The following is a 22,189-nucleotide window of genomic DNA, read 5'->3' as shown; positions in this document are numbered from 1 at the left end:
TTGCGGCGGGATCGGGTAGTATATCCGCGCCGGCGCCGCGTTGCAGGGCACGGCCGGGGCGGCGCAGATCGCTCCCGATACGCACACCGGAAAGCCGCAGGCTTTCACGGCCACGAGAACGCCATCCTTACGCCTCACCGCTTCATGTCATCCACATCCACTCCGAATCACGCGCCCGCCGGGCCCGACAGCCGGCCGTTGCGCCAGCACACGCCGTTCAAGTTGTTCTGGTGCGCCAACGTCGCCTCCACCATCGCGCTGCAGATGCAGATCGTCGCCGTCGGCTGGCAGGTCTACCAGCTCACCCACAGCGCCTTCGACCTGGGCATCGTCGGGCTGGTGCAGTTCATTCCCTCGCTGTTCCTGGTGTTCGTGGTCGGTCACGTGGCCGACAAGCACGATCGCCGCAATGTCGCGCGCATCTCCGCGCTGGTGGAGGCGCTGGCCGCCGCAATGCTGGCGCTGGGCAGCATCGGCGGCTGGCTCAACCGCGAGATCATCTTCGCCATCGTGTTCGTGATCGGCGCCGGACGGGCCTTTTCCAAGCCCACCATGTCGGCCATGCTGCCCAGCCTGATGCCGCCGGCGCTGTTGCCGCGCGCGGTCGCCGGATCGGCCTCGGCCACGCAGTTCGCCATCATCATCGGCCCGGCCGTGGGCGGCTTCCTCTACGTGGCCGGGCCGGCCGTGGTGTATGCCAGCAGTTGCGCGCTGTTCGCCGCCTGCAGCCTGCTGCTGACGCTGATCAAGCGGCCGCCGCAGGCCGCCGCGGCGCCGGCCCGGCCGACCGGCGCCAGCCTGTCGTCGGTGTTTGCCGGCCTGGCCTTCATCCGCAGCAAGCCGGCCATCTTCGGCGCCATCTCGCTGGACATGTTCGCCGTGCTGCTGGGCGGCGCCACCGCCTTGCTGCCGGTATATGCGCACGACATCCTGCATACCGACTCGACCGGCCTCGGCCTGCTGCGTTCGGCGCCGGCGGTCGGCGCGCTGGCGGTGGCGCTGTTCCTGGCGCGCAATCCCCTGCATGGCAGGGTGGGGCGCACCATGTTCATCGCCGTCGGCGTGTTCGGCCTGGCCACCATCGTGTTCGGCCTGTCGACCTCGTTCGCGCTGTCGCTGCTGGCGCTGGTGGTGCTGGGCGCATCCGACATGTTCAGCGTGGTGGTGCGCACTTCGTTCGTGCAGCTGGAGACGCCCGACGAGATGCGCGGCCGGGTGTCGGCAGTCAACTCGGTCTTCATCGGCACTTCCAATCAATTGGGGGAGTTCGAGTCCGGGTTGACCGCGGCCTGGTTCGGCGCGGTGCCGGCGGTGCTGATCGGCGGCATCGGCACCATCCTGATCGTGCTGCTGTGGGCGCGCCTGTTCCCGGCGCTCTACAAGGTCGACCGGCTGGTGTCGAAGTAGGCGCGATGCAGGCGGCGCGGGCCGCCGCTCAGGCTTGCTGGCCGTCGGCCTGCGCCGGCGCCTGCGCGACCCGGGCGGCGGGCGGCTGGGCCAGCAGCAGTTGCAGGAACTGCGCGTAGGGCACCGGCTTGCTGAAGTAGTAGCCCTGGTACTCGTCGGAGCCGAATTCGCGCAGCGCCCGCAGCTGCTTCTCGGTTTCCACGCCCTCGGTCACCACCTTCAGGTTCAGGGCATGGCCCATCGCGATGATGGCTTGCACGATGGCGCTGTCGTTGAGGTCGTCCGGAATGTCGTTGATGAAGGACTTGTCGATCTTCAGCGTATTGACCGGGAAACGCTTCAGGTAGGCCAGCGATGAATACCCGGTGCCGAAGTCGTCGATGGAGATGGTGAAGCCCTCGGCGCGGATGCCGTCCATGATGGCGATGGCCTGGTCGCGGTTGTGCATCACCATGCTTTCGGTGATCTCGAACTCCAGGCAAGAGGGCGGCGTGCCGTGGCTCTCGACCACGCGCTTGATGTCTTCCAGCAGGTTCTCGTCGCCGAACTGGCTGCCGGTGAGGTTGATCGACACCCGTCCGAACTCCAGCCCGCGCGCCAGCAACTGGCCGACGTCACGGCACGCCACATCCAGCACCGACAGGCCGATCTGGTCGATCAGGCGCGTTTCCTCGGCCAGCGTGATGAACTCGGCCGGCGGCAGCAGGCCGCGCACCGGGTGTTGCCAGCGCACCAGCGCCTCGGCGCCGACGATGGACGAACTCTCCAGGTTGACCTTGGGCTGGTAATGCACCACGAACTCGCCGCGCTCGATGGCGCGCCGCAGCTCGGACTCCAGCGCGATGCGCTCGACCGTGTTGGTGTTGATCTCGTCGGAGAAGAAGCGATAGTCGTCCTTGCCATGGTGCTTGGCGCGATACATCGCGATGTCGGCGTTCTTGATCAGCACCTGCGCGTTCATGCCGTCGCCGGGGTAGGTGGCGATGCCGATGCTGGCCGACAGCGTGGCTTCCTGGCCGTCGATGATGAAGGGCTTGCGCGCCTCGGCCAGCAGCTTCTGCGCAATCTCGCCCAGCTGCAGGGGATCGTCGAAATCGTCCACCAGCACGATGAATTCATCGCCGCCCACGCGCGCCAGGATGTCCAGTTCGCGCAGGCTGTTGCGGAAGCGCTGGGCGATCTCCTGCAGCACCGCTTCGCCGGTTTCGTGGCCGAAGGTATCGTTGATGTTCTTGAAGCGATCCAGGTCGAGCAGGAACACCGCCACCATGCCGTCGCGGTGCTCGGCGTGGGTGATGGCGTTGGAGACGTGCTGGGTGCACAGGAAGCGGTTGGGCAGGCCGGTCAGCTCGTCATAGTGCGCCAGGTGGCGGATGCGCTCGTCGGCGCGGCGGCTCTCGATGGCCACGCTGGCCAGGTCGGCGGCGATGTTGGCCAACTGCAGGTACTCGGTGCTGGGCGCCTGGTTCTCCTTGAGCAGCGCCGAGAACACGCCCAGCAGCTGGCCCTCCTTGCCGATGATCGGCCAGGCGCCGCAGGAAGGGTAGACCTCGGCGTCGATCATCGTGCGGATGTGCTCCACCACCGGATCGCGCGCGATGTCGGTGACGATGCAGGGCGCGCGCCGCAGCGCCGCTTCCGCGCCCACGCCGTTGCCGTGGCGGATCGCCATGCCTTGCAGCTGGCGCACCAGGTTCTCCGGATGGCGGTGGCTCAGGATGGAGGTGAAGTGCGAAGCCTGTTCGTTGACCAGCAGCACGCAGCAGGCGCTGTAGGGGATCTGGGAGTCGGCGAAGGCGACGATCTCGGAGATGATGGCGTCCAGGTCGTCGTCGGCCATCACCATGTGCAGCACGCGGTTCTGTTCGGTCTGCAGCAGCTCGGCGCGCTTGCGGGCGCTGATGTCGCGCAGGATGGCGAAGATCGCGTAACCGCGGTCCAGTTCGGCGCGGTTGAGGGTGACATCGGTATAGATGATCTTGTTGCGGCGTACCGTGATCCATTCGAACTGCTGTGGCTGGCCGGCCAGCGACTTGGCGACCAGGTCGTCGATGTCGGGCTGCTCGATGTGCACCGACTTCTGGCGCGAGAACAGGCCGACCTTGCGGCCGATGATGCGATCCTTGTCCGGCACGCCGAAGAAGCGCACCGCCGCCGCGTTGCAATCCAGGTAGCGCAGGTCGGCCGAGATCAGCACGATGGGATCGTTGCCTTCCTCGTAGAGCTTGCGGTAGCGGTATTCGCTGACCGACAGCGCGTTGTCCAGGCGGCGCTGGTAGCGGTAGTAGACCAGGAAGGAGATCAGCGCGATCAGGATGAAGCCGAGGATGCCGGTGGTCAGCAGGATGCGGTTCTCGGTGCGGCTGCGCCAGGGCGCCAGCACGTCGTCCATGCGGCGCGCATAGACCACCACCATCGGCCAGTCCTGCAGGCGTTTGTAGGTGAACAGCAATTGTTCGCCGGTAAGGTAGGAGTTTTCCTCGAAGCCGCCTTCCTCTGGGCCGCCGCGGATGCGCGCCATGCTGCGGGCGTCGGCCATGCTGGTATTGAGCCAGCGTTCCTCGAAGGGCGAGCGGATCATCATCGAGCCGTCTTCGGTGCGCAGCGAGACGATCGCCTCGAAGTTGGTGATGCGCTTGTAGAAGTCGAAGAAGTGGGACGCTCGGACCTCCGCCACCAGCATGCCTGCCGGATGGGCGGTACGGTCATACAGGTTCATCGCCACCGGCAGCACCAGCTCCTGGTTGCTGTGGCTGCGCATGAGGCGGCCCACGAACAGGCGCGGACGCGCCGGATTGCGGTCGACGTATTTCAGGTTCTGGTCTTCGGCAATGCTCTCCTGGTCTTGCGGGCGCAGGGAGCTGGCGCGGGAGAGGCCGTTGCGGTCGACGTAGCGCAGCGCCAGCACCGCCTGCTGCCGCTGCTTCTGGTTGCTCAGCAACTGGTACAGGGCCTGGTCGTCCTGCAGCAGGTCGCGGTCGGCATTGCGGATGGTGTCGGAGGTCGCCAGCAGCATGGCGTCGACATTGCGGAAGGCGCGCTCGGCGTGTTCCTGCACGCTGCGCACGGCGACCATGGAACTGGTCTTCTCCGATTCGATGGTCAGCAGGCGATCCTGGCGAACCTCCCACCAGGTCTGGATGACGATGAATGAGCCGACGAACGCGACGAAAAGCAACAGGGTCTTGAGGGTATAGCCCGCACGTCCGGCCGTTTTATTCTGTTTTCCCATGTAGACGAATATCGCAAAAACCTGTCGTTATGCAGCTCCCCGCTGCAACCCCTGAGCACCCGGCGCATGCCGCGTGTTCGTTTTCGACAGACTGCACCTGTAACCCGATGCCCCGCGCCGATGCCCGGCGCATCGGATGGATCCGTCGGCAAGGCTGGCGCCGCGGCCTTCCAGGCCTCCGGGCGCTTACGCGCAAGTTACGTAGATACTACCAATTCGGGTAACCAAACCGGCAGTATGCCACTATCCGTTCAATCAGATTGTTCTTGTTGCTATTCATGTAACGGACAGTGCGCATGTCTGTCTGTTTTATGTCCATACCCGGCGTCGACGAAGACGGCAAGCCTCCCCAAGCGCCGGAATGTTTCCTTGACGGGGCGGCCGCGCCGTCCCGTATTGATGCCGACGGAAGCCCTGTTCATGACCCATCGGCCGGGCGCCCGAAACCGGCGCCGCGCCAAACAGTAACGGTCCGACTTCGGAAACCTTGAGCCTCGCTTGCCTTATGTGCAGCAGAAAAACGTAATTTTCGCGTGCTTGCCGGATACGCGCCGCCTGCTACTTTTAATTGTCTGAACCATACCGCATGCGGCCGCCTTTGTCATTATCACCCATCGGGAAGGGCCGGGTTTGCGTGGCTTTTGCACGCTTTCATGCCGGTCGGAAATATTTTCCGCGCGGCCCGGCGGGCAGGGGCCGCGCCGGGCCGTTTGCAATGCGATAATACCGGCCGCTTTCAGGCTTCAGGCAATTCGCCGACGACTCATGATCAAACCATTGGGAAAGGACAACATCCCCATGCTGGAAACCATCAGCGAGCACGGCTGCTTCGGCGGCGTGCAAGGTTTTTATCGCCACGAACCGGCGGAAATCGGCCTGCCGATGCGCTTCTCGGTGTTCGTGCCGCCGCAGGCCGCGGCCGGCGCCAAACTGCCGGTGCTGTTCTACCTGGCCGGCCTCACCTGCACCGAGGAAACCTTCATGATCAAGGCCGGCGCGCAGCGCGTGGCGGCCGAGCTGGGGATCATCCTGGTGGCGCCCGACACCAGCCCGCGCGGGGCCGGCATCGCCGGCGAGAGCGACAGCTGGGACTTCGGCGTGGGCGCCGGCTTCTACCTCGATGCCACCGCGGCGCCGTGGGAACAGCATTACCGCATGTACTCCTATGTGGTGCACGGCCTGCGCCAGGCCGTCCTGCGCGAATTCCCGGCCGACCCGCAGCGCATCGGCATCTTCGGCCATTCGATGGGCGGCCACGGCGCGCTGACGCTGGCGCTGCGCAACCGCGACATCTACCGCTCGGTCTCGGCCTTCGCGCCGATCGCCGCTCCCACCAAATGCCCATGGGGGCACAAGGCCTTCGGCAACTACCTGGGCGCGGAGCGCGAGGCGTGGAAGCAGTACGACGCCAGCGAGCTGATGCGCGGCCTGCGCTCGCCCTATCCGCAAGGCATCCTGATCGACCAGGGCCTGGCCGACAAATTCCTGGCCGAGCAGTTGCTGCCGGAGGAGTTCGAAGCCGCCTGCAAGTCGGCGTCGCAGCCGCTGACCTTGCGCCGGCATGAAGGCTACGACCACGGCTATTACTTCATTTCCACCTTCATGGAAGACCACCTGCGCTTCCACCACAAGGTGCTGGCGGGCTGAGGTTTTTCCGCTGGAAAAGAAAAAGCGCCGGTCCGCGAGGACCGGCGCTTTTTTTCATGGACGCCGCAGTCGATGCCGCTCAGTGCGCGGCTGAAGCCTCGGCCGCGCCGGCGCCGCCCTTGGACGGCTTGATGATCCAGATCAGCGGGATGATCACCAGGAAGATCACCGCCGAGACATAGAAGATGTCGTTGATGCCCAGCATCGCCGCCTGGAAGGTGATGGTGCGCACCACCATGCCGGCCGTCTGCTCCTGGTTCAGGCCCAGCACGCTGCCGATGTTGCTGAAGGTCTGCTGCAGCCAGGGGCTGTAGGGCGTGGCGTGCTCGGTCAGCTGGGCGTGGTGCATGATGGTGCGGTTGTTCCAGGCGGTGGTGGAGATCGAGGTCCCCACCGCGCCGCAGAACACCCGCACGAAGGACGACAGGCCCGCTGCCGCCGGGATCCGTTCGGGCGGCAGGCCCGACAGCAGCAGCACGGTGAGCGGCACGAAGAACATCGCCGTCGGGATGCCCTGCAGCAGCGTGGGCAGGATCACGGTCACCTGGTCGACGTCCAGGTTGTAATGCGAGCGCAGCCAGAACACCAGGGCAAAGCCGATGAAGGACGCCGTGGCCACCTTGCGCGCATCGACCATCGGCAGGAAGCGCCCGATCAGCGGCATCAGGATCACCGCGAAGATGCCGATCGGCGCGGTCGACAGGCCCGAGTCGATGGAGCGGTAGCCCAGGTATTGCTGCAGCCACTGCGGCAGGATCACCAGGTTGCCGAAGAACACGCCGTAGCCGATCGAGATGGCGATGGTGCCGCCGGCGAAGTTGCGCCGCCCGAACAGGCGCAGGTCGACCACCGGGTGATCGTTGTTGAGCTCCCACACCACGAAGTAGGCGAAGGCCACCGCCGCGATGATGCCCAGCGTGACGATGGTGGGCGAGGAGAACCAGTCCAGGTCCTTGCCCTTGTCGAGCATGATCTGGAAGGCCGCCACCCAGGTCACCAGCAGCGCCAGGCCGATCTTGTCGATGGGCAGCTTGTGGATCGGCGTCTCGCGCGAGCGGTAGATGGCCAGCGTGACGCCGGCCGCGATCAGGCCGACCGGCACGTTGATGTAGAAGATCCAGGGCCAGGTGTAGCTATCGGTGATCCAGCCGCCCAGCGCCGGGCCGGCCACCGGCGCCACCACCGCGGTCATGCCCCATAGCGCGAGCGCGAACGAAGCCTTGGACTTGGGATAGGCGCCCAAGAGCAGCGACTGCGACAGCGGCACCATGGGGCCGGCCACCAGGCCCTGCAGCACGCGCGCGGCCAGCAGGATGGGCAGGGTGGGCGCCAGTCCGCACAGCCAGGAGGCGATCACGAACAGCAGCACCGAGGTGACGAACAGGCGCACCGCGCCCAGGCGTTGCGTGAGCCAGCCGGTCAGGGGAATCGAGATCGCATTGGCCGCCGCAAACGAGGTGATGACCCAGGTGCCCTCGTCGACGGAGACGCCGAGGTTGCCCGAGATGGTGGGGATGGCCACGTTGGCGATCGACGAGTCGAGCACGTTCATGAACACCGCCAGCGACACCGACAGCGTGCCCAGCACCAGGTTGGCGCCGGTCAGCGGCGGAGGCGGCGCGTACGGAGTGGAAGGGGTAGGGCTATTGGCCATAGGAATACCAGTCGCGTATCAGTTCAGCTCGATGAGCCCGGATCAGGTGTGCGGCACGGCCGCAGCGGCGGCGGGCTTGGCCTTCTTGGGCGCCGGCAGGCCGCTGGCGTTGTCGCCGATGATGCGTTCGACGATGGCGTCGGCCTGCTTGCCCAGGTCGTCATAGACGTTGGTCTGGTAGTTGGCCGGAGCGTTCTCCAACTGCTTGCCGTCGCCGTGGATGTCCACGGTGGCGGTGGTCGACAGGCCGATGCGCAGCGGATGCGCGCGCACCTGCTCGGGATCGAGCGCGATGCGCACCGGCACGCGTTGCACCACCTTGATCCAGTTGCCGGTGGCGTTCTGCGCCGGCAGCAGCGAGAAGGCGCCGCCGGTGCCGGCCGAGAAGCCGATCACGGTACCCTTGTACTTGACGTCCGAGCCGTACACGTCGGCCACCACTTCGACCGGCTGGCCGATGCGGATATGCTTGAGCTGGCCTTCCTTGAAGTTGGCGTCGATCCAGATCTGCTCCAGCGGCACGATGGCCATCAGCGGGCTGCCGGCGGCGATGCGCTGGCCGACCTGCACCGAACGCTTGGAGACGAAGCCCGACACCGGCGCCACGATGTTGACGCGGGCGTAGTTCAGGTAGGCGTTGCGCACGGCGGTGGCGGCCTGCAGCACGTTGGGGTGCTCGGTGACGCTGGTGTGGTCGGTCAGCGCGCGGTTGGCGGCGGCGGCGGCGCGGGTCTGGTCGAGCGCGGCGCTGGCGCTCTTGAGCGCGTCGCGGGCGTGCGAGACGTCTTCCTGCGAGACCGCACCGGACGCCAGGCCGGCCTGGCGGCGCTGCATGTCGTCCTGGGCGCGCGCCAGGTTGGATTCGGCGGCGGCGACATTGGCGGCCAGGGTATCGTTGTTGAGGAACAGCTGGCGGGTCTGGCGCACGGCCTGGGCCAGTGCGGCCTCGGCCTGCGACAGCGCCAGCCTGGTGTCGGCGGCGTCCAGCGTCACCAATTGCTGGCCGGCCTTGACGACCTGGGTGTCGTCGGCCTTGATCGAGGTCACCGTGCCGCCGAGCTGGGCGGAGATCTGCACGATATTGCCGCCGACGTAGGCGTCGTCGGTCTCTTCGAAGAAGCGGCCATGCAGCAGCCAGTACAGGAAGAAGGCGATGGCGACGATGACCAGCGCCAGCGTCAGCAGCAATAGCTGGCGCTTGCGTTTGCCGTTGCCGGCCGGTTTGCCGTTGGCGTTGGCGTTTTGGGCGGGAGCGCCGGGGGCGTTCTGGGTGGTGCTGTCACTCATGGATTACTCCGTTTGATTTTTTTCGTAAGCGATTGTCGGGCTGCGCCGCTTCAAGCCGCGCGGCGCGCCTTGCCCGCCGCCGGCCGGATGGATGAGAGTCCGGCGGCGGGCGCTGTGGTCATGGGGTCAGGGCTGCTTGACCTTGTCCGGGCCGGCCGGGCCGTTCAGGGCCAGGCCCGCCTGTCGCGCATCGAAGCCGCCGCCCAGCGCCTTGTACAGCGCCACCTGCTGGTCGCGGCGCGCCGCTTCCAGGCTGACCATGGCCTGGCGCTGCGCCAGCACCGCGGTCTCGGCCGAGAGCAGCGTCAGCTGCGACACCAGGCCGATGCGATAGCGTTCGCGCGCCAGGTCGTAGGCGCGTTCGGCCGCTTCCAGCGCCTCGCGGCGGATCGGCAACTGGCGCTCGGTCGAGTTGATCGAGGCGATCTGGCGCGCCACGTCGGCATAGGCGTCGTTGAGCGACTTGTTGTAGGTCGCCACGGCCAGCTCGTAGTTGGCGTATTCGCCCTTGAGGCCGGCGCGCAGGGCGCCGCCCTCGAAGATGGGCAGCGTGATCGCGGGCCCGTAGGCGATGCTCTTGCTGGCGGCGGTGAAGGGATTGCTGTTCAACAGCGTGTCGAAGCCGATCATCGCGGTCAGGTTGATGTCCGGATAGAAGCGCGCCTTGGCGACGTCGATGCCGTGGCTGGCGGCTTCCACCTGCCAGCGCGCGGCCACGATGTCGGGGCGGCGGCCCAGCAGGTTCAGCGGCAGGTCGGCCGGCAGTGCCGGCGTGGCCAGCCGGGTCATTTGCGGCGCCGCCAGCTGCAGGCCGCGGTCGGGGCCGCGGCCGGTCAGCGCGCCGAGCTGCTGGCGGGTCAGCAGGATCTGGCCTTCGCTTTGCTCCAGCTGGGCGCGGGCGTCGGCGCTGCTGCTGCGCGACTGGTTACGTTCGATCTGGGTATCCAGGCCGGTGCGCACGCGGTCGGCGGTGATCTTCTGCAGCGACTCGCGCTGGTCCACGGTGCGCCGGAGGATGTCGTGCAGCGCATACTGCGCGGCCAACTGGCTGTAGGCCGAGACGATGGAGGTGGTCAGCGCCAGGCGAGCTTCCTGCTCGCTCGCTTCGGCCGCCTTCTCGCTCGAGATCGCCTGCGCCAGCGCCGCGTGGTTCTTGTCCCACAGATCCAGTTCGTAGCCGACGTTGATGCCGGCCTTCTTTTCGTTGAACCAGTTGCCGCCGTAGGGTTCAGGATAGATAGTGGTATTGGAGAACTGGTTGCGGATGATCGAGGCTTCGGCGCTCACATTGGGCAACAGCGGCGCGCCGCGGGCTTCGGCCATGGCGCCGGCGGCGGCGATGCGGGCCCGCGCCTGCTGCAGGTTGGGGCTGGACGCCAGCGCTTCCTCGATCAGCGCGCTCAGCTGCGCGTCGCCGAACTGGCCAACCCAGTCGCTGCCGGGCCATTGGCCGGCGCCTGCTGGATTTTGCGGGTTCTGCTGATTTTGCTGCTGCGGATTCGACAAACTGCGTTGCGTGGCAAAATCGGAGGCTTGCGCGATGTGCTTGTCGCTGCCGATGCCGGCGAAGCTGGCGCAGCCCGTCAGGCCCACCACGCCGATCAGGGCGGCAACAGCGGCGATCGCCCGCGGACGGTAGGCGGGCGACGTGATGCGTTTCATAGGATTCTCCACGTTGAAATTTTGGCGATGCGAGTTATTTTGCGATCTCTCGTTACGGGTTCGTCGCGCTTGGCGCGGCACGGCTGGATCGGGCGATGCGGCAGGCGGGGCGGGGATTCCCGGCCGCCTGCAAATCTTTACGCGAGTCCGTTGCACGATGTCGCCGAGTGGCTGACGAGTAAAAACTCATTTTTGTATTATACTCTGAGATACGAACAATAACTCATGTTGTGAATTCGCGTCGGAGACCGGCGAATTCCTTACCGAAGCTGAAAAATGAAACTGCAACCCAGAAAAGAACCTCGCCAGGCGCGTTCGCGGGCGATGGTCGACACGATTCTCGATGCCATGTCGCGCGTGCTGGTCGAGCGCGGCTACGCCAAGACCAACACCAACCTGGTGGCGGAATCGGCCGGCATCAGCGTGGGCTCGTTGTACCAGTATTTTCCCAACAAGGATGCGTTGATCTTCGCGCTGCGCGAGCGCCACGTCACCCGCATGCTGGGCCTGTTCGAGGACGTGGCCGCGCACTTCGACGGCGCCGGCTCGCTGCAGAGCGACTTCGAGGCGCTGATCGACGCCCTAGTCGCGGCCCACCTGGTGGAGCCGGAACTCAATCGCATCCTGGAAGAAGAATTCCCGGCGTACAACCTGCCGGTCTCCACCGAAATCCGGCAGCGCTTCTTCGACGCCATCCGCAGCGTGCTGGAGAAGCATCGCGCCAGCATCACCACGCCCGACCTGGACGTGGCCACCTTCGTCATCCAGCGCATGCTGCGCGCGCTGATCAACGCGGTGGTGCTGACCGGCCCCGGCGGCCTCTCGCCGGGCAGCGTGCGGCCCGAGATCGTACCGGCGGTGATCGGTTACCTGACAGCATCCCGCAAGGATTCGCAGGCATAATGCCAAGCCCGTCCGCTGCCGCCGCCACGGCGCGGCAGTGACGCCCGGCAACTCAGAAACTTCCTTATTTCATTTCCTGCGGCCTGCCGTATAGTGGACGGAATTCTTGCCGGCGCGCACCTTGCGGCGGCTTCGTTCCAACCCTATTGATCGATCATGCGGCACACAATAATCAGCCTGACAAGGCGTGCGGGGGAAGCGGTGCTGCTGGCCGCCATGTTGACGGCCACGGCGGCGCAGGCGGCGGTGTCCGTCGAAGTGCTGGATGCGGCCGGCCAGCCGGTACCCAACGCCGTGGTCTATGCCGAGCCGGTGGGCGCGCCGGCGCCGTCGAGGCCGCCGCGGCCGACCGAGATCGAGCAGAAGAACAAGACCTTTTTCCCGCTGGTCTCCGTGGTGCAGACCGGAACGCCGATCCTGTTCCCCAACCGCGACACGGTGCGCCACCACGTCTATTCCTTTTCGCCCGCCAAGACCTTCGAGCTGAAGCTGTATTCAGGCACGCCCGGCAGCCCGGTGGTGTTCGACAAGCCCGGCACCGTGGTGCTGGGCTGCAATATCCACGACCAGATGGTGGCCTACGTGCAGGTGGTCAATACGCCGTATTTCGGCGTCACCGACCGCAGCGGCACGGTGAAGCTGGACGGCCTGGGCAACGGCAGGTACACGCTCAAGGCCTGGTATTTCACGATGGCGCAGAACCAGGCTGCGGTCGAGCAGCCCCTGCAGGTGCAGGGCGGCGAGCTCAAGGCGGCCATCAAGCTCAACGTCAAGGCGGTGCCGCTGTAAGGCGCGCACCCACACTATTCGGATAAAGGAAGCGGGGGCTTCGGTGCGTTTGTATCGCCTGGAAAGCAAGATCGTCGCGCTGTTCATCATCCTCATCGTGGTGGTGCAGCTGGCCGGCTTCGCCGCCATCCGCAAGGCGATCGACGGCAATGCCCGCAATGCGATCACCGACGAGCTGGCGATCGGCCAGCGGGTGTTCGCGCGGCTGCTGGACCAGAACGCGCAAAAGCTGACCCTGGGGGCGCGCCTGCTGGCCTCCGATTTCGGCTTCCGCCAGGCCATCGGCACCGACGACCGCGACACCATCAATTCGGTATTGGCCAACCACGGCGCCCGCATCGGCGCCTCGATGGCGATGCTGATCGGCACCGACGGCCAGATCCGCGCCTCCACCCTGGAATATCCCGACACCGACCTGCAGCGCAGCAGCATGGAGCTGATCCGCAAGCCCGAGGCCGAGAACGGCGCGGCCGACAACGTCATCGTCGGCGACAGCATGTTCCAGATCGTGGCCGTGCCGATCAAGGCCCCCGTCACCATCGCCTGGGTCGTCATGGGTTTCCCGGTGGATCGGCAACTGATCGCCGACATGCGCGCGCTGTCCTCGCTGCAGGTCTCCATCCTGGTGAGCAACCGCGGCGCCAGCGGCTGGGCCTCGGATGTGTCCACGCTGGCGCCGGATGCGGCCTCCATGCTGTCCAAGGAAATGCATGCGCCGGCGATGAAGGTTTCCGGCGTCTCCGACCTGCAGATCTACGGCAACGAATACCGCGCCCGCGTGTTGCCGCTGGCCCGCTCCAGCAGCGGCCAGGAAGCCGTGGTGGTGCTGCAGCGCTCGGTCAGCGAGGCGGTCGCGCCGTATCACCGGCTGCAGGTGATCCTGCTGACCATCACCATCCTGGGCGTGTTGATCGCCGCGCTGGCCAGCGCCGTGATGGCGCGCCGCATCACCAGTCCGCTGCGCGAGCTGGCCGCGGTCGCCAAGCGCCTCGGCGCGGGCGACTACAGCGAGGGCGTGCAGATCCGCCGGCATGACGAGATCGGCCGGCTGGCCGGCGCCTTCGAGACCATGCGCGCCGAGATTTCCACCCGTGAGCTCAAGATCAGCCGCCTGGCGTACCAGGACCAGTTGACCGACCTGCCCAACCGCGTGCAGTTCGCCGACCTGCTCAAGGACGCCATCGCCGCCGCGCGCGAAGTGCCGCACGGCACCTGCCATATCCTGATGATGGACCTGGACCGCTTCCAGCAGGTCAACGACGTGCTCGGCCACAGTTTCGGCGACGACCTGCTGCGCCAGGTGGCGCATCGCCTGGCCGACCAGTTGCTGCGTCCAGACGCCAAGGTGGCGCGCCTGGGCGGCGACGAGTTCGCCATCCTGCTTCCCGGCGCCGATCTTGACGAAGCGGTCGAGCAGGCGATTCACATCCTGCGCGCGCTGGAGCATCCCCTGTCGCTGCAGGAGCAGACGGTGGACCTGGGCGCCGGCATCGGCGTGGCCGGCTTCCCCGAACACGGCGAGACCAGCGACGTGCTGCTGAGCCACGTCGAGGTGGCGATGTACACCGCCAAGCGCAAGGGCAGCGGCGTGGTGGTCTACGATCCCGCGATCGACAAGACCAGCCAGGAAAGCCTGTCGCTGTTGTCCGAACTGCGCCGCGCGCTGGAGCGCGACGAATTCATGCTGTACCTGCAGCCCAAGCTGGACCTGGCCTCCGGCAGTGTGATCGGGGCCGAGGCGCTGGTGCGCTGGATCCATCCGGAGAAGGGATTCATCGGGCCGGATAATTTCATTCCTTTCGCCGAGACCACCGGCTTCGTGCGCATGCTGACCACCTGGATGATGGAAAAGGTGGCGCGCCTGTGCGGCGAGCTGCAGGGGCGCGGCATCCATCTCAAGTTTTCGGTCAACCTGTCCACGCGCGACCTGATGGACCAGGAACTGCCGTCGGCTTTCGGCGCCATCCTCAACACCTACCGGCTGTCGCCCGAGATGTTCTGCCTGGAGATCACCGAGAGCGCCATCATGGACGATCCGGCGCGCGCGCAGAACACGCTGGAACGCCTGTCGCGCATGGGCTTCGCGCTGGGCATCGACGATTTCGGCACCGGCTATTCGTCGCTGGCCTACCTGAAGAGCCTGCCGGTGGACGAGCTCAAGATCGACAAGTCCTTCGTCATGAAGATGGAGCAAGACCAGGACGACGCCAAGATCGTGCGCTCCACCATCGACCTCGGCCACAACCTTGGCCTGCGCGTGGTGGCCGAAGGCGTGGAAAGCGAGGCGGTGTGGTTCCTGCTGCGGCAGATGGGCTGCGACCAGGGGCAGGGCTATTTCATGGGCAAGCCGATGCCGGTGGACCGCTTCCTCGAATGGCTGCAGAGCTGGCGCGCGCCGGCCATGCTGGACCAGTCGGAGAACGTGGCGGTCTGAGCGGCGCGGGCGCCAATCAAATCAAATGGGGTAAGGCCGGCGGCGCATCCGCGAAGATGCGGGGCCGCGGGCATGGGGCAGCCGTAGCGATATGGCGCAAGCAAGAGGGGGGAATGATGGTTGAATTGAAACCGGGGAAGCGCATGGCGCTGTTCGCCGGCGCGGCGCTGGCCGTGCTGGCGGCGCCGGCCATGGCGCAGATGGCGGCGCAGATGAGCGCCGGCGAGCAGGAAGCCTGGGCCGCCGCGCAGGAGAAGAAGGCGGAGCGGGTCATGCAAGGCGCGCCCGCCGCCGGGCCCGATCCCGCCGACCCGGCGCAGAACCGGCGCTGGGTGCCCGACATGGGCAAGCTCACCGCCACCGGCGGCGTGATCCAGGTCGAAGGCGCCGGTGGCGGCGGGTTGACGCCCTGGGCGCTGATCACCGGCTACGGCACGCGCGACAGCTACGGCGCCAGCGCGCACTACACCTACGTCGCCACCCAGGACTACAAGCTCAAGTCCTACGGCGTGGCGGTGGGCATCCTGGATCGCGTCGAACTCTCCGCCGCCAAGCAGGAGTTCTACGGCAGCCTGGCGCCGCTGAACAATCTCAGGATCACCCAGGACATCTTCGGGGTGAAGCTCAAGCTGGCCGGCGACGCCGTCTACGACCAGGACCGGTGGCTGCCGCAGATCGCCGCCGGCGCCATGTTCAAGCGCAATAACGGCATCGGCGGCCTGGGCGCGGTCACCGGCGTGAAGCAGCTGGGCGCGGCCAGCGACGCCGGCATCGACTACTACATCGCCGCCACCAAGCTGTTCCTGGAACAGAGTCTGCTGCTCAACGCCACGGTGCGCCTGACCAAGGCCAACCAGATGGGCCTGCTGGGCTTCGGCGGCGATCTCAACGACCGCTACCAGCCGATGGGCGAGGTCTCGGCGGCCTACCTGATCAACCGCAAGCTGGCGCTGGGCGCGGAATACCGCATGAAGCCCCGCAACCTGTCGGCCGACAAGGAGAAGGACTACTACGACGTCTTCCTCGCCTGGTTCCCGACCAAGAACCTGTCGGCCACGCTGGCCTACGTGTCGCTGGGCGACATTACCGTCTACAACCCCAAGCGGCAGAACGGCGTCTATCTGTCGCTGCAGGCCGGATTCTGAGGAGGCCGCCATGATGTCACGCAAGATTTTCCTGCCGCTGGCGGCAGCCCTGCTGGTTCTTTGCTCGACGGCGCAGGCTCAGGCGCCCGCGCCCAAGGCAGCCGTGGCCGATCCCGCGCTGTTCAACGATCTCGGCGGCCTGCCGGTGATCAAGAAGGTGGTCAGCGATTTCGTCGCCCTGATGCTGGACGACGAGCGCATCCGCCACACCTTCGCCGGCACCAACCTGCAGCGCCTGGACGAAAAGCTGGTCGAGCAGTTCTGCGAGCTCAGCGGCGGCGGCTGCATCTATACCGGCGATCCCATGAAGGAAGTGCACCAGGGCCTGAAGCTGACCAATGCCCACTTCAACGCGCTGGTGGAAGACCTGCAGATCGCCATGGAGAAAAACGGTATCGCTTCGCGCACGCAGAACCGCCTGCTGTACCTGCTGGCGCCGATGCAGCGCGATACCGTCACCCGCTGACCGGCGGCGCGGGCAGGGCAAGAAATATTTTCCGGGAGCGGGAATAATCGCGGCATGCGCCGCGTATACCTCGGCATGGGTAAGGCACACCGCGCAACCCGACCAAGAAAAGGAAATGACATGAGACTGCTCGCTACCTCCCTCTTCGCACTGAGCGCACTGGCCTGCGCCGCCGCACCGTTCACCGCCTCGGCCCAGAGCGCCGGCGTCAAGACCATGGACGGCGTGCTGGTCGACGCCCGTGGCATGACCGTCTACACCTTCGACAAGGACACCGCCAACAGCGGCAAGAGCGCCTGCAACGGCCCTTGCGCCAAGCTGTGGCCGCCGGTCGCGCCGATGGGCACGCCGGCCGCGCCGTATTCGACCGTGACCCGCGACGACGGCAGCGCCCAACTGGCCTACCAGGGCAAGCCGCTGTACCTGTACGAGCAGGACAAGAAGGCGGGCGATCGCAGCGGCGACAACTTCAAGGACATCTGGCACGTGGTCAAGCCTTAAGCCTGCCCCGGACCCGCCCGCCATGTTCGGACGCAAGGCCAGGCAGGACCAGGCGCGGCAGGCCGACGAGCAGCTGATGCTCGCCTGCCTGCCGCGGCTGCGCCGCTACGCCCGCGCCCTGGTGGGCGACCGCAATGCCGCCGACGACCTGGTGCAGGACACCCTGGAGCGCGGCTGGCAAAAACTGGACAGCTGGCAGCGCGGCGGCGACATGCGTCCGTGGCTGTTCGCCATCATGCACAACCTGCACGCCGACCAGCGCAGGAAGCCGGTCTTGCCTACGGTCGAGCTGGACCAGCCGGAAGCGATGTCGGCCTACGTCATGCCGGCCGACCGCGGCCTGATGCTGGACCTGGAAGCGGCGCTGCGGCTGTTGCCCGAGGAGCAGCGCGAGATCATCCTGCTGGTGGTGCTGGAAGAGATGCGCTACGAAGAAGTGGCGGCGACCCTGGGCATTCCCGTGGGCACCGTGATGTCGCGCCTGTCGCGCGGCCGTGAACGCTTGCGGCTGCTGCTGGACGGCGAGCGCGGCGCGCGTCCGGACTCCGGCGCGCTCGCCGCAACTGCCTTGAAGGTGGTGAAATGACGATGCCGGCAATCAGCGAGAACGATCTGCACGCCTATGTCGACGGCCAGTTGCCGGCTGCGCGCGCGCAGGAGGTGGCTGCCTGGCTGGCGCAGGACCCGGGCAATGCCGACGCGCTGGAGCGCGTGCGCGCCTGGCGCGGGCAAAACGAGGCGCTGCACGGCTTGTTCGATGAAGTGCTGGACGAGCCGCCGCCGCCGCGGCTGACCGGTTTTTCGCGCACCGGCGGGCGTCGTCGCCTGGATCGGGCCGGCGCTGCGGCCAACGGTAGCGCCTGGCTGCGCCATGCTGCCATGCTGCTGATCGCGCTGGCCGGCGGCATAGGCGGCTGGCTGCTGCGCGATGCGGCCGGCGAGGGCGGCATGCAATGGATGCCAGGCGCACACTCGCCGATGGTGGCGGTAGCGCCCATCACGCTGGCGCGCCAGGCGGCGGTCGCGCATAACGTCTACAGCCCCGACCTGCGCCGCCCGGTGGAGGTTGGCGCAGACCAGGAGCAGGCCCTGGTCACCTGGCTTTCGCGCCGCATCGGCGCCAATGTGCGTGCGCCCAAGCTGGCGCCGCTGGGCTACGACCTGATCGGCGGACGCCTCTTGCCCGGCCAGAGCGGGCCGGTGGCGCAGTTCATGTACCAGGACGCCGGCGGCCAGCGGCTGACCCTGTATGTATCGCGCGACCAGGTGCAAAGCCAGGGCACGGGCTTCCGCTTTGCCCAGGAGGACAAGCTCAACGTCTTCTACTGGATCGACGGCCAGTTCGGCTATGCGCTCTCCGGCGGCATTGCCAGGAACGAGCTGTCGCGTATTGCCAGCTCGGTCTATGAACAGCTGGCGCCGGCGCCGCAACCGGCCAGGTGAGCGCCTCTCCGATCCGCTCAGCTGCGGATCGCTCCCGATTTGTTAACACCTGCAAATTAAGGTAAGGACACGGCAATCACTGTTAAGGGTGGGGCCTGCCTGCCGCTAACATGCTTAGCCATGACGTAAAGAGCGGGCGGCATACCCGCAAGCCCTCTGCGCATGGCCCGGTTGCACCTTCAACAAAGGAGTTCTCATGGAGATAGCAACTATCGCCGCCGGCGCCGCGACGGCCTGGCTGGCCGACAAGGCGGCGCAGTCCGTCGGGGTGGACCTGACCAAGGTAGCCAAGAAGGCGGCCGATGAAGTGATCGATACGGCAGCGGCAATTGCGCGGTTGCCGTCCAACACCAGCATCGGCCGCATCATCAATACGTTCGCCTAGCTTGGCACCGTTGTTTTTTTTATCGCATCCTTCGGGGTGCGATTTTTTTTGTTATATGGGCGGCAATGACGCTTCCCAAGGCCGCGCTTCGAACAAATCGGGCCGACGGCGTCAAACCTAAGCGGCTTCTGCCTTTTCTTGCTGTTTCATGCGGGAAATGTGAAAAGCGCGGCAAAGCGCCGTCGCTTCATGTCTTTAAATTTCTTGATTGACGTAAAGAAACAGGTTTGAATGCCGTTATGCAGATACTGTCCGGCGCAATACGGCCGGATGGTGACCTTCCCTCAACAGGAGTCGTTTATGGATGTTACGCAAATCGCAGCACAGGCCACCAGCATGGCATCGGCGCGGACCTCTGACCAGGTCAACGTCCTGATGCTCAAGAAGGCGCTCAATACGCAAGCCGCAGCGGCAATCGGCGTGCTGCAGGCGCTGCCGCCGGTGCCTGCCAACCCGAACATCGGTCGCAATATCAACACGACCGCCTGATCGCTTCATGTCGGGTTTGAAAATCGCAGCCTTCGGGCTGCGATTTTTTTTGTCTCCCGCAGTTGAGCTTGCCTGACAAAACGACCATTTAATTGGCTGTTATGTTTAATGACCAATAGAATAGATGATATGGACAAGAGCTCGATCAATGACTAATATGATGTTCATATAATCAATTGAACAATTTATTGGTCAATAAAATGACAAGCCTTCAAGACATCGGCGCACGCATCCGCAGCGCCCGCAAGGCGCGCGGCCTTACCGCCATCGAGCTGGCCGGCCTGGCCGGCATGCATCGCAACACCTTGCTGGCGCTGGAGACCGGCCGCGGCAATATCGAGCTGGGCAAGCTGCTGTCGCTGTGCGGCGAGCTGGGGCTGGAGCTGCTGCTGGTGCCGCGGCAGGCCGCGCAGATGCGCGCCGCCGAGGCGGCCGGGAGCGGCGCGGGCAGCCAGACCGAGCTGGCGCAGCGCCTGCAGCAACTGATGGACGAGGGCGGGCGGCCATGAGCATGCTGCGCTCCCTGCGCATCCGCCTGGGCACGGTGGATGCCGGCTCGCTGTTCGCGCTGGACGACGGCCGCTGCTACTTCCGTTTCGACGACGATTACGCCCTGCAGGGGGGGGGCCGGCCCATTCTCTCGCAGCTCTATTGCGCCTCCACCGAGGAGCGCACCCGCCTCCAACTGCTCGACCCGACGCTGGCCGCCAACCGCGGCGACGGCCGGGGCGGCCTGCCGCCGTTCTTCCAGAACCTGTTGCCGGAAGGCCAGCTGCGCAAGCACCTGGTGCAGCGCGCGGGCCTGGCGCCGGATGACGAATTCGGCCTGCTGGCCTACTGCGGAAAAGATCTCCCCGGCGACGTCTCGGCCGTGGCCGAGGAGCTGGACGAGCGCCGCCTGGGCCGCCTCCTGGGCCAGGGACATGACAGCTACGAGATGAGCTCGGGCCAGTTGCCGGCGCCGGACGGGGAATCGCTTTCCGGCGTGCAGCCCAAGCTGGCGCTGGTGAAGGAGCCGGGCGGGCGTTACGTGATGCGCTCCAGGGATCGCGCTGGCGCGCACTTCATCGCCAAATTGCCGGCCACCGACTATCCCAACATGCCGCAGGTGGAGTTTTCCTCGCTGACGCTGGCGGCGGCCGCCGGCGTGGACGTCTGCGGATTCGAGCTGGAGCCGCTGTCGGCGATCGCCGAACACCTGCCGTTCGGCCTGCGCAACGACGCCAGCCGCTTCCTGCTGGTGCATCGTTTCGACCGCGACGCCGACACCCCCACCGGGCGCCGGCACATGGAGGATTTCGCCCAGGTCACCGGCACCGCGCCCGGCGCCAAGTACGCCGGCACCTATGCCGCCATCGGCGTGGTGCTGGCCGAGCGCAGCGCGCGCGGGGTGGAGGACGTGTTCGAGCTGCTGCGCCGGATCAAGGTCAACGAACTGCTGGGCAATTTCGACGCTCACCTGAAGAACTTCAGCCTGCTCTACCGCACGCCGCAGGAGGCGGCATTGTCGCCCGCCTATGACATCGTCGCCTATGCCGCCTATGTCGGCGGCGAGGGCCATGCGCTGGCCTTCGTGCCGGGGCAGAGGGGCAAGCAGTTGCTCACGCCGGCCATCCTGCGCCGCCTGGCCAACATCTGGAGCCTGCCCGAACCCAAGCTGCAGGCGGTGCTGGTGGAAACCGTGGAGCGCGCCATGACGCAATGGCCGGCGCTGATCGCCGCGTTGCCGTTCACCGAGGCCCAGCGCGCCCGGCTGCTGGCGCACCTGGATGCCAACGCCAGCGTCGCCGCCTGGCGCCGTCGCGCCGCGCGCAAGGCAAACAAGGGCGGAGCGCCGGCATGAGGCCTACGCCGACGCTGCCCGTGCGCGACGGGCTCTCGCCCAGCTATCTCTGGCTGCAGCCGGGAGCGTGGCGCGACATGCAGTCTTTCCTTGCCGAGCGTTTTACCGCGGTGCCGCCGCAGGCCTGGCGCGAGCGCCTGCTGCGCGGCGAGGTGCGCAACCAGCATGGTGAGGCGCTGCGGCCGGATTCGCCTTACCGCGCGGGCGACTGCATCTTCTACTACCGTGAGCTGCCGCAGGGTGAGGCGCGCATTCCGGTCGAGGAAAAAATCCTGCACGTGGACGATCACTTGGTGGTGGCCGACAAGCCGCATTTCCTGCCGGTGATCCCGACCGGGCGCTTCGTGCAGGAGACGCTGCTGGTGCGGCTGAAGAAAGCCACCGGCTTCGAGGACCTGGCGCCCATCCATCGCCTCGACCGGGAGACCGCCGGGGTGATCGTGTTCTCGCGCAATCCGGCCAGCCGCGGCAAATACCAATCCATGTTCCAGCAGCGTTCCATGTTCAAGGCATACGAGGCGATCGCCCCGCTGCGCGCGGACCTGGCGCTGCCGCGCGTTCACCGCAGCCGGGTGGTGGAGATGCCCGGGCAGTTCTTCCGCATGCACGAAGCGCCCGGCGAACCCAACTCGGAAACCCATCTCTCGCTCATCGAGGCGCGCGGCGCGCTGGGTTTGTACCGGCTGGAGCCGGTCACCGGCCGGCGCCACCAGTTGCGTGTGCACATGGCGGCGCTGGGCATTCCCATCGTCAACGACCTGTTCTATCCCGACGCCGTGCCGGCAGGCGTGGCCGACCGCCTCGACCAGCCGCTGAAGCTGCTGGCGCGATCGCTGTTCTTCATCGATCCGCTGGATGGCAGCGAACGCTTCTTCGAGAGCGAACGCCAGCTGTAGCAGGCG

General features: G+C 66.3%; 19 protein-coding genes. 15 read left to right on the top strand and 4 right to left on the bottom strand.

From position 1 onward, the window contains the following. Positions 1-144 precede the first annotated feature (144 nt). A complete protein-coding gene (locus Herbaro_RS13175; protein ID WP_275010085.1) occupies positions 145-1,407 on the top strand; it encodes an MFS transporter in 1,263 nt (420 codons plus the stop codon). 28 nt (positions 1,408-1,435) lie between these two features. Here Herbaro_RS13175 and Herbaro_RS13170 read toward each other — a convergent pair whose 3' ends face one another. Next, entirely contained in the window at positions 1,436-4,639 is a 3,204-nt protein-coding gene (locus tag Herbaro_RS13170; protein WP_275010084.1) for an EAL domain-containing protein, read from the bottom strand. A 798-nt stretch (positions 4,640-5,437) separates the two neighbouring features. Here Herbaro_RS13170 and fghA point away from each other — a divergent pair. Further along, on the top strand, positions 5,438-6,286 hold the full coding sequence (gene fghA, locus Herbaro_RS13165; RefSeq protein WP_275014014.1) for an S-formylglutathione hydrolase: 849 nt from the start codon (positions 5,438-5,440) through the stop codon (positions 6,284-6,286). A gap of 79 nt (positions 6,287-6,365) precedes the next feature. On the opposite strand, the gene Herbaro_RS13160 is transcribed toward fghA, so the two are convergent. The 3 genes from Herbaro_RS13160 to Herbaro_RS13150 form a co-directional block, all read right to left on the bottom strand. After that, a complete protein-coding gene (locus tag Herbaro_RS13160) occupies positions 6,366-7,940 on the bottom strand; it encodes a DHA2 family efflux MFS transporter permease subunit (protein ID WP_275010083.1) in 1,575 nt (524 codons plus the stop codon). Between the two features lie 42 nt (positions 7,941-7,982). Then, a complete protein-coding gene (locus Herbaro_RS13155; protein WP_275010082.1) occupies positions 7,983-9,227 on the bottom strand; it encodes an HlyD family secretion protein in 1,245 nt (414 codons plus the stop codon). A 126-nt stretch (positions 9,228-9,353) separates the two neighbouring features. Beyond that, on the bottom strand, positions 9,354-10,889 hold the full coding sequence (locus tag Herbaro_RS13150; RefSeq protein ID WP_275010081.1) for an efflux transporter outer membrane subunit: 1,536 nt from the start codon (positions 10,887-10,889) through the stop codon (positions 9,354-9,356). A 276-nt stretch (positions 10,890-11,165) separates the two neighbouring features. On the opposite strand from Herbaro_RS13150, the gene Herbaro_RS13145 reads away from it, so the two are divergent. The 13 genes from Herbaro_RS13145 to Herbaro_RS13085 all read left to right on the top strand — a co-directional run bounded on the left by Herbaro_RS13145 (position 11,166) and on the right by Herbaro_RS13085 (position 22,183). Further along, the gene (locus Herbaro_RS13145) at positions 11,166-11,792 is read left to right on the top strand and encodes a TetR/AcrR family transcriptional regulator (RefSeq protein ID WP_275010080.1); all 627 of its coding nucleotides are present in this window, start codon (positions 11,166-11,168) and stop codon (positions 11,790-11,792) included. A 156-nt stretch (positions 11,793-11,948) separates the two neighbouring features. Next, positions 11,949-12,581, top strand: a complete 633-nt coding sequence (locus tag Herbaro_RS13140) for a methylamine utilization protein (RefSeq protein WP_275010079.1) — start codon at positions 11,949-11,951, stop codon at positions 12,579-12,581. A 43-nt stretch (positions 12,582-12,624) separates the two neighbouring features. Continuing rightward, positions 12,625-15,015 carry a putative bifunctional diguanylate cyclase/phosphodiesterase gene (locus Herbaro_RS13135; RefSeq protein WP_275010078.1) on the top strand — a complete coding sequence of 797 codons (2,391 nt, stop codon included), beginning with the start codon at positions 12,625-12,627 and terminating at the stop codon, positions 15,013-15,015. A gap of 113 nt (positions 15,016-15,128) precedes the next feature. Next, positions 15,129-16,160, top strand: a complete 1,032-nt coding sequence (locus tag Herbaro_RS13130; RefSeq protein ID WP_446719269.1) for a DUF3034 family protein — start codon at positions 15,129-15,131, stop codon at positions 16,158-16,160. 10 nt (positions 16,161-16,170) lie between these two features. Then, a complete protein-coding gene (locus tag Herbaro_RS13125) occupies positions 16,171-16,626 on the top strand; it encodes a group I truncated hemoglobin (RefSeq protein WP_275010077.1) in 456 nt (151 codons plus the stop codon). Positions 16,627-16,746: 120 nt separating this feature from the next. After that, on the top strand, positions 16,747-17,127 hold the full coding sequence (locus tag Herbaro_RS13120; protein WP_275010076.1) for a COG4315 family predicted lipoprotein: 381 nt from the start codon (positions 16,747-16,749) through the stop codon (positions 17,125-17,127). Between the two features lie 22 nt (positions 17,128-17,149). After that, a complete protein-coding gene (locus Herbaro_RS13115; RefSeq protein WP_275010075.1) occupies positions 17,150-17,713 on the top strand; it encodes an RNA polymerase sigma factor in 564 nt (187 codons plus the stop codon). After that, on the top strand, positions 17,710-18,570 hold the full coding sequence (locus tag Herbaro_RS13110; RefSeq protein ID WP_275010074.1) for an anti-sigma factor family protein: 861 nt from the start codon (positions 17,710-17,712) through the stop codon (positions 18,568-18,570). Before Herbaro_RS13115 ends, Herbaro_RS13110 begins: the two co-directional genes overlap by 4 nt. Positions 18,571-18,766: 196 nt before the next feature. Next, a complete protein-coding gene (locus tag Herbaro_RS13105) occupies positions 18,767-18,955 on the top strand; it encodes a hypothetical protein (RefSeq protein ID WP_275010073.1) in 189 nt (62 codons plus the stop codon). A gap of 300 nt (positions 18,956-19,255) precedes the next feature. Then, positions 19,256-19,444 (top strand): YjfB family protein, encoded by a 189-nt coding sequence (locus tag Herbaro_RS13100; RefSeq protein ID WP_275010072.1) that lies wholly within the window; start codon positions 19,256-19,258, stop codon positions 19,442-19,444. Between the two features lie 200 nt (positions 19,445-19,644). Continuing rightward, positions 19,645-19,953 (top strand): helix-turn-helix domain-containing protein, encoded by a 309-nt coding sequence (locus tag Herbaro_RS13095; RefSeq protein WP_275010071.1) that lies wholly within the window; start codon positions 19,645-19,647, stop codon positions 19,951-19,953. Further along, the gene (locus tag Herbaro_RS13090; RefSeq protein ID WP_342456492.1) at positions 19,950-21,287 is read left to right on the top strand and encodes a type II toxin-antitoxin system HipA family toxin; all 1,338 of its coding nucleotides are present in this window, start codon (positions 19,950-19,952) and stop codon (positions 21,285-21,287) included. The genes Herbaro_RS13095 and Herbaro_RS13090 overlap by 4 nt, the downstream gene beginning before the upstream one ends. Then, positions 21,284-22,183: a pseudouridine synthase gene (locus Herbaro_RS13085; RefSeq protein ID WP_275010069.1), complete on the top strand. Its 900-nt coding sequence runs from the start codon at positions 21,284-21,286 to the stop codon at positions 22,181-22,183. The genes Herbaro_RS13090 and Herbaro_RS13085 overlap by 4 nt, the downstream gene beginning before the upstream one ends. Positions 22,184-22,189: the final 6 nt, after the last annotated feature.

The organism is Herbaspirillum sp. WKF16 (genome assembly GCF_028993615.1).
Classification (GTDB): Bacteria; Pseudomonadota; Gammaproteobacteria; order Burkholderiales; family Burkholderiaceae_D; genus Herbaspirillum.
This window is presented reverse-complemented; position numbering and strand designations above follow the sequence as displayed.

Coding starts and splice junctions, on each gene's coding strand:
- Herbaro_RS13175 (WP_275010085.1), top strand. CDS start 145: ATGTCATCCACATCCACTCCGAATCACGCGCCCGCCGGGCCCGACAGC.
- Herbaro_RS13170 (WP_275010084.1), bottom strand. CDS start 4,639: ATGGGAAAACAGAATAAAACGGCCGGACGTGCGGGCTATACCCTCAAG.
- fghA (WP_275014014.1), top strand. CDS start 5,438: ATGCTGGAAACCATCAGCGAGCACGGCTGCTTCGGCGGCGTGCAAGGT.
- Herbaro_RS13160 (WP_275010083.1), bottom strand. CDS start 7,940: ATGGCCAATAGCCCTACCCCTTCCACTCCGTACGCGCCGCCTCCGCCG.
- Herbaro_RS13155 (WP_275010082.1), bottom strand. CDS start 9,227: ATGAGTGACAGCACCACCCAGAACGCCCCCGGCGCTCCCGCCCAAAAC.
- Herbaro_RS13150 (WP_275010081.1), bottom strand. CDS start 10,889: ATGAAACGCATCACGTCGCCCGCCTACCGTCCGCGGGCGATCGCCGCT.
- Herbaro_RS13145 (WP_275010080.1), top strand. CDS start 11,166: ATGAAACTGCAACCCAGAAAAGAACCTCGCCAGGCGCGTTCGCGGGCG.
- Herbaro_RS13140 (WP_275010079.1), top strand. CDS start 11,949: ATGCGGCACACAATAATCAGCCTGACAAGGCGTGCGGGGGAAGCGGTG.
- Herbaro_RS13130 (WP_446719269.1), top strand. CDS start 15,129: ATGATGGTTGAATTGAAACCGGGGAAGCGCATGGCGCTGTTCGCCGGC.
- Herbaro_RS13125 (WP_275010077.1), top strand. CDS start 16,171: ATGATGTCACGCAAGATTTTCCTGCCGCTGGCGGCAGCCCTGCTGGTT.
- Herbaro_RS13120 (WP_275010076.1), top strand. CDS start 16,747: ATGAGACTGCTCGCTACCTCCCTCTTCGCACTGAGCGCACTGGCCTGC.
- Herbaro_RS13115 (WP_275010075.1), top strand. CDS start 17,150: ATGTTCGGACGCAAGGCCAGGCAGGACCAGGCGCGGCAGGCCGACGAG.
- Herbaro_RS13110 (WP_275010074.1), top strand. CDS start 17,710: ATGACGATGCCGGCAATCAGCGAGAACGATCTGCACGCCTATGTCGAC.
- Herbaro_RS13105 (WP_275010073.1), top strand. CDS start 18,767: ATGGAGATAGCAACTATCGCCGCCGGCGCCGCGACGGCCTGGCTGGCC.
- Herbaro_RS13100 (WP_275010072.1), top strand. CDS start 19,256: ATGGATGTTACGCAAATCGCAGCACAGGCCACCAGCATGGCATCGGCG.
- Herbaro_RS13095 (WP_275010071.1), top strand. CDS start 19,645: ATGACAAGCCTTCAAGACATCGGCGCACGCATCCGCAGCGCCCGCAAG.
- Herbaro_RS13090 (WP_342456492.1), top strand. CDS start 19,950: ATGAGCATGCTGCGCTCCCTGCGCATCCGCCTGGGCACGGTGGATGCC.
- Herbaro_RS13085 (WP_275010069.1), top strand. CDS start 21,284: ATGAGGCCTACGCCGACGCTGCCCGTGCGCGACGGGCTCTCGCCCAGC.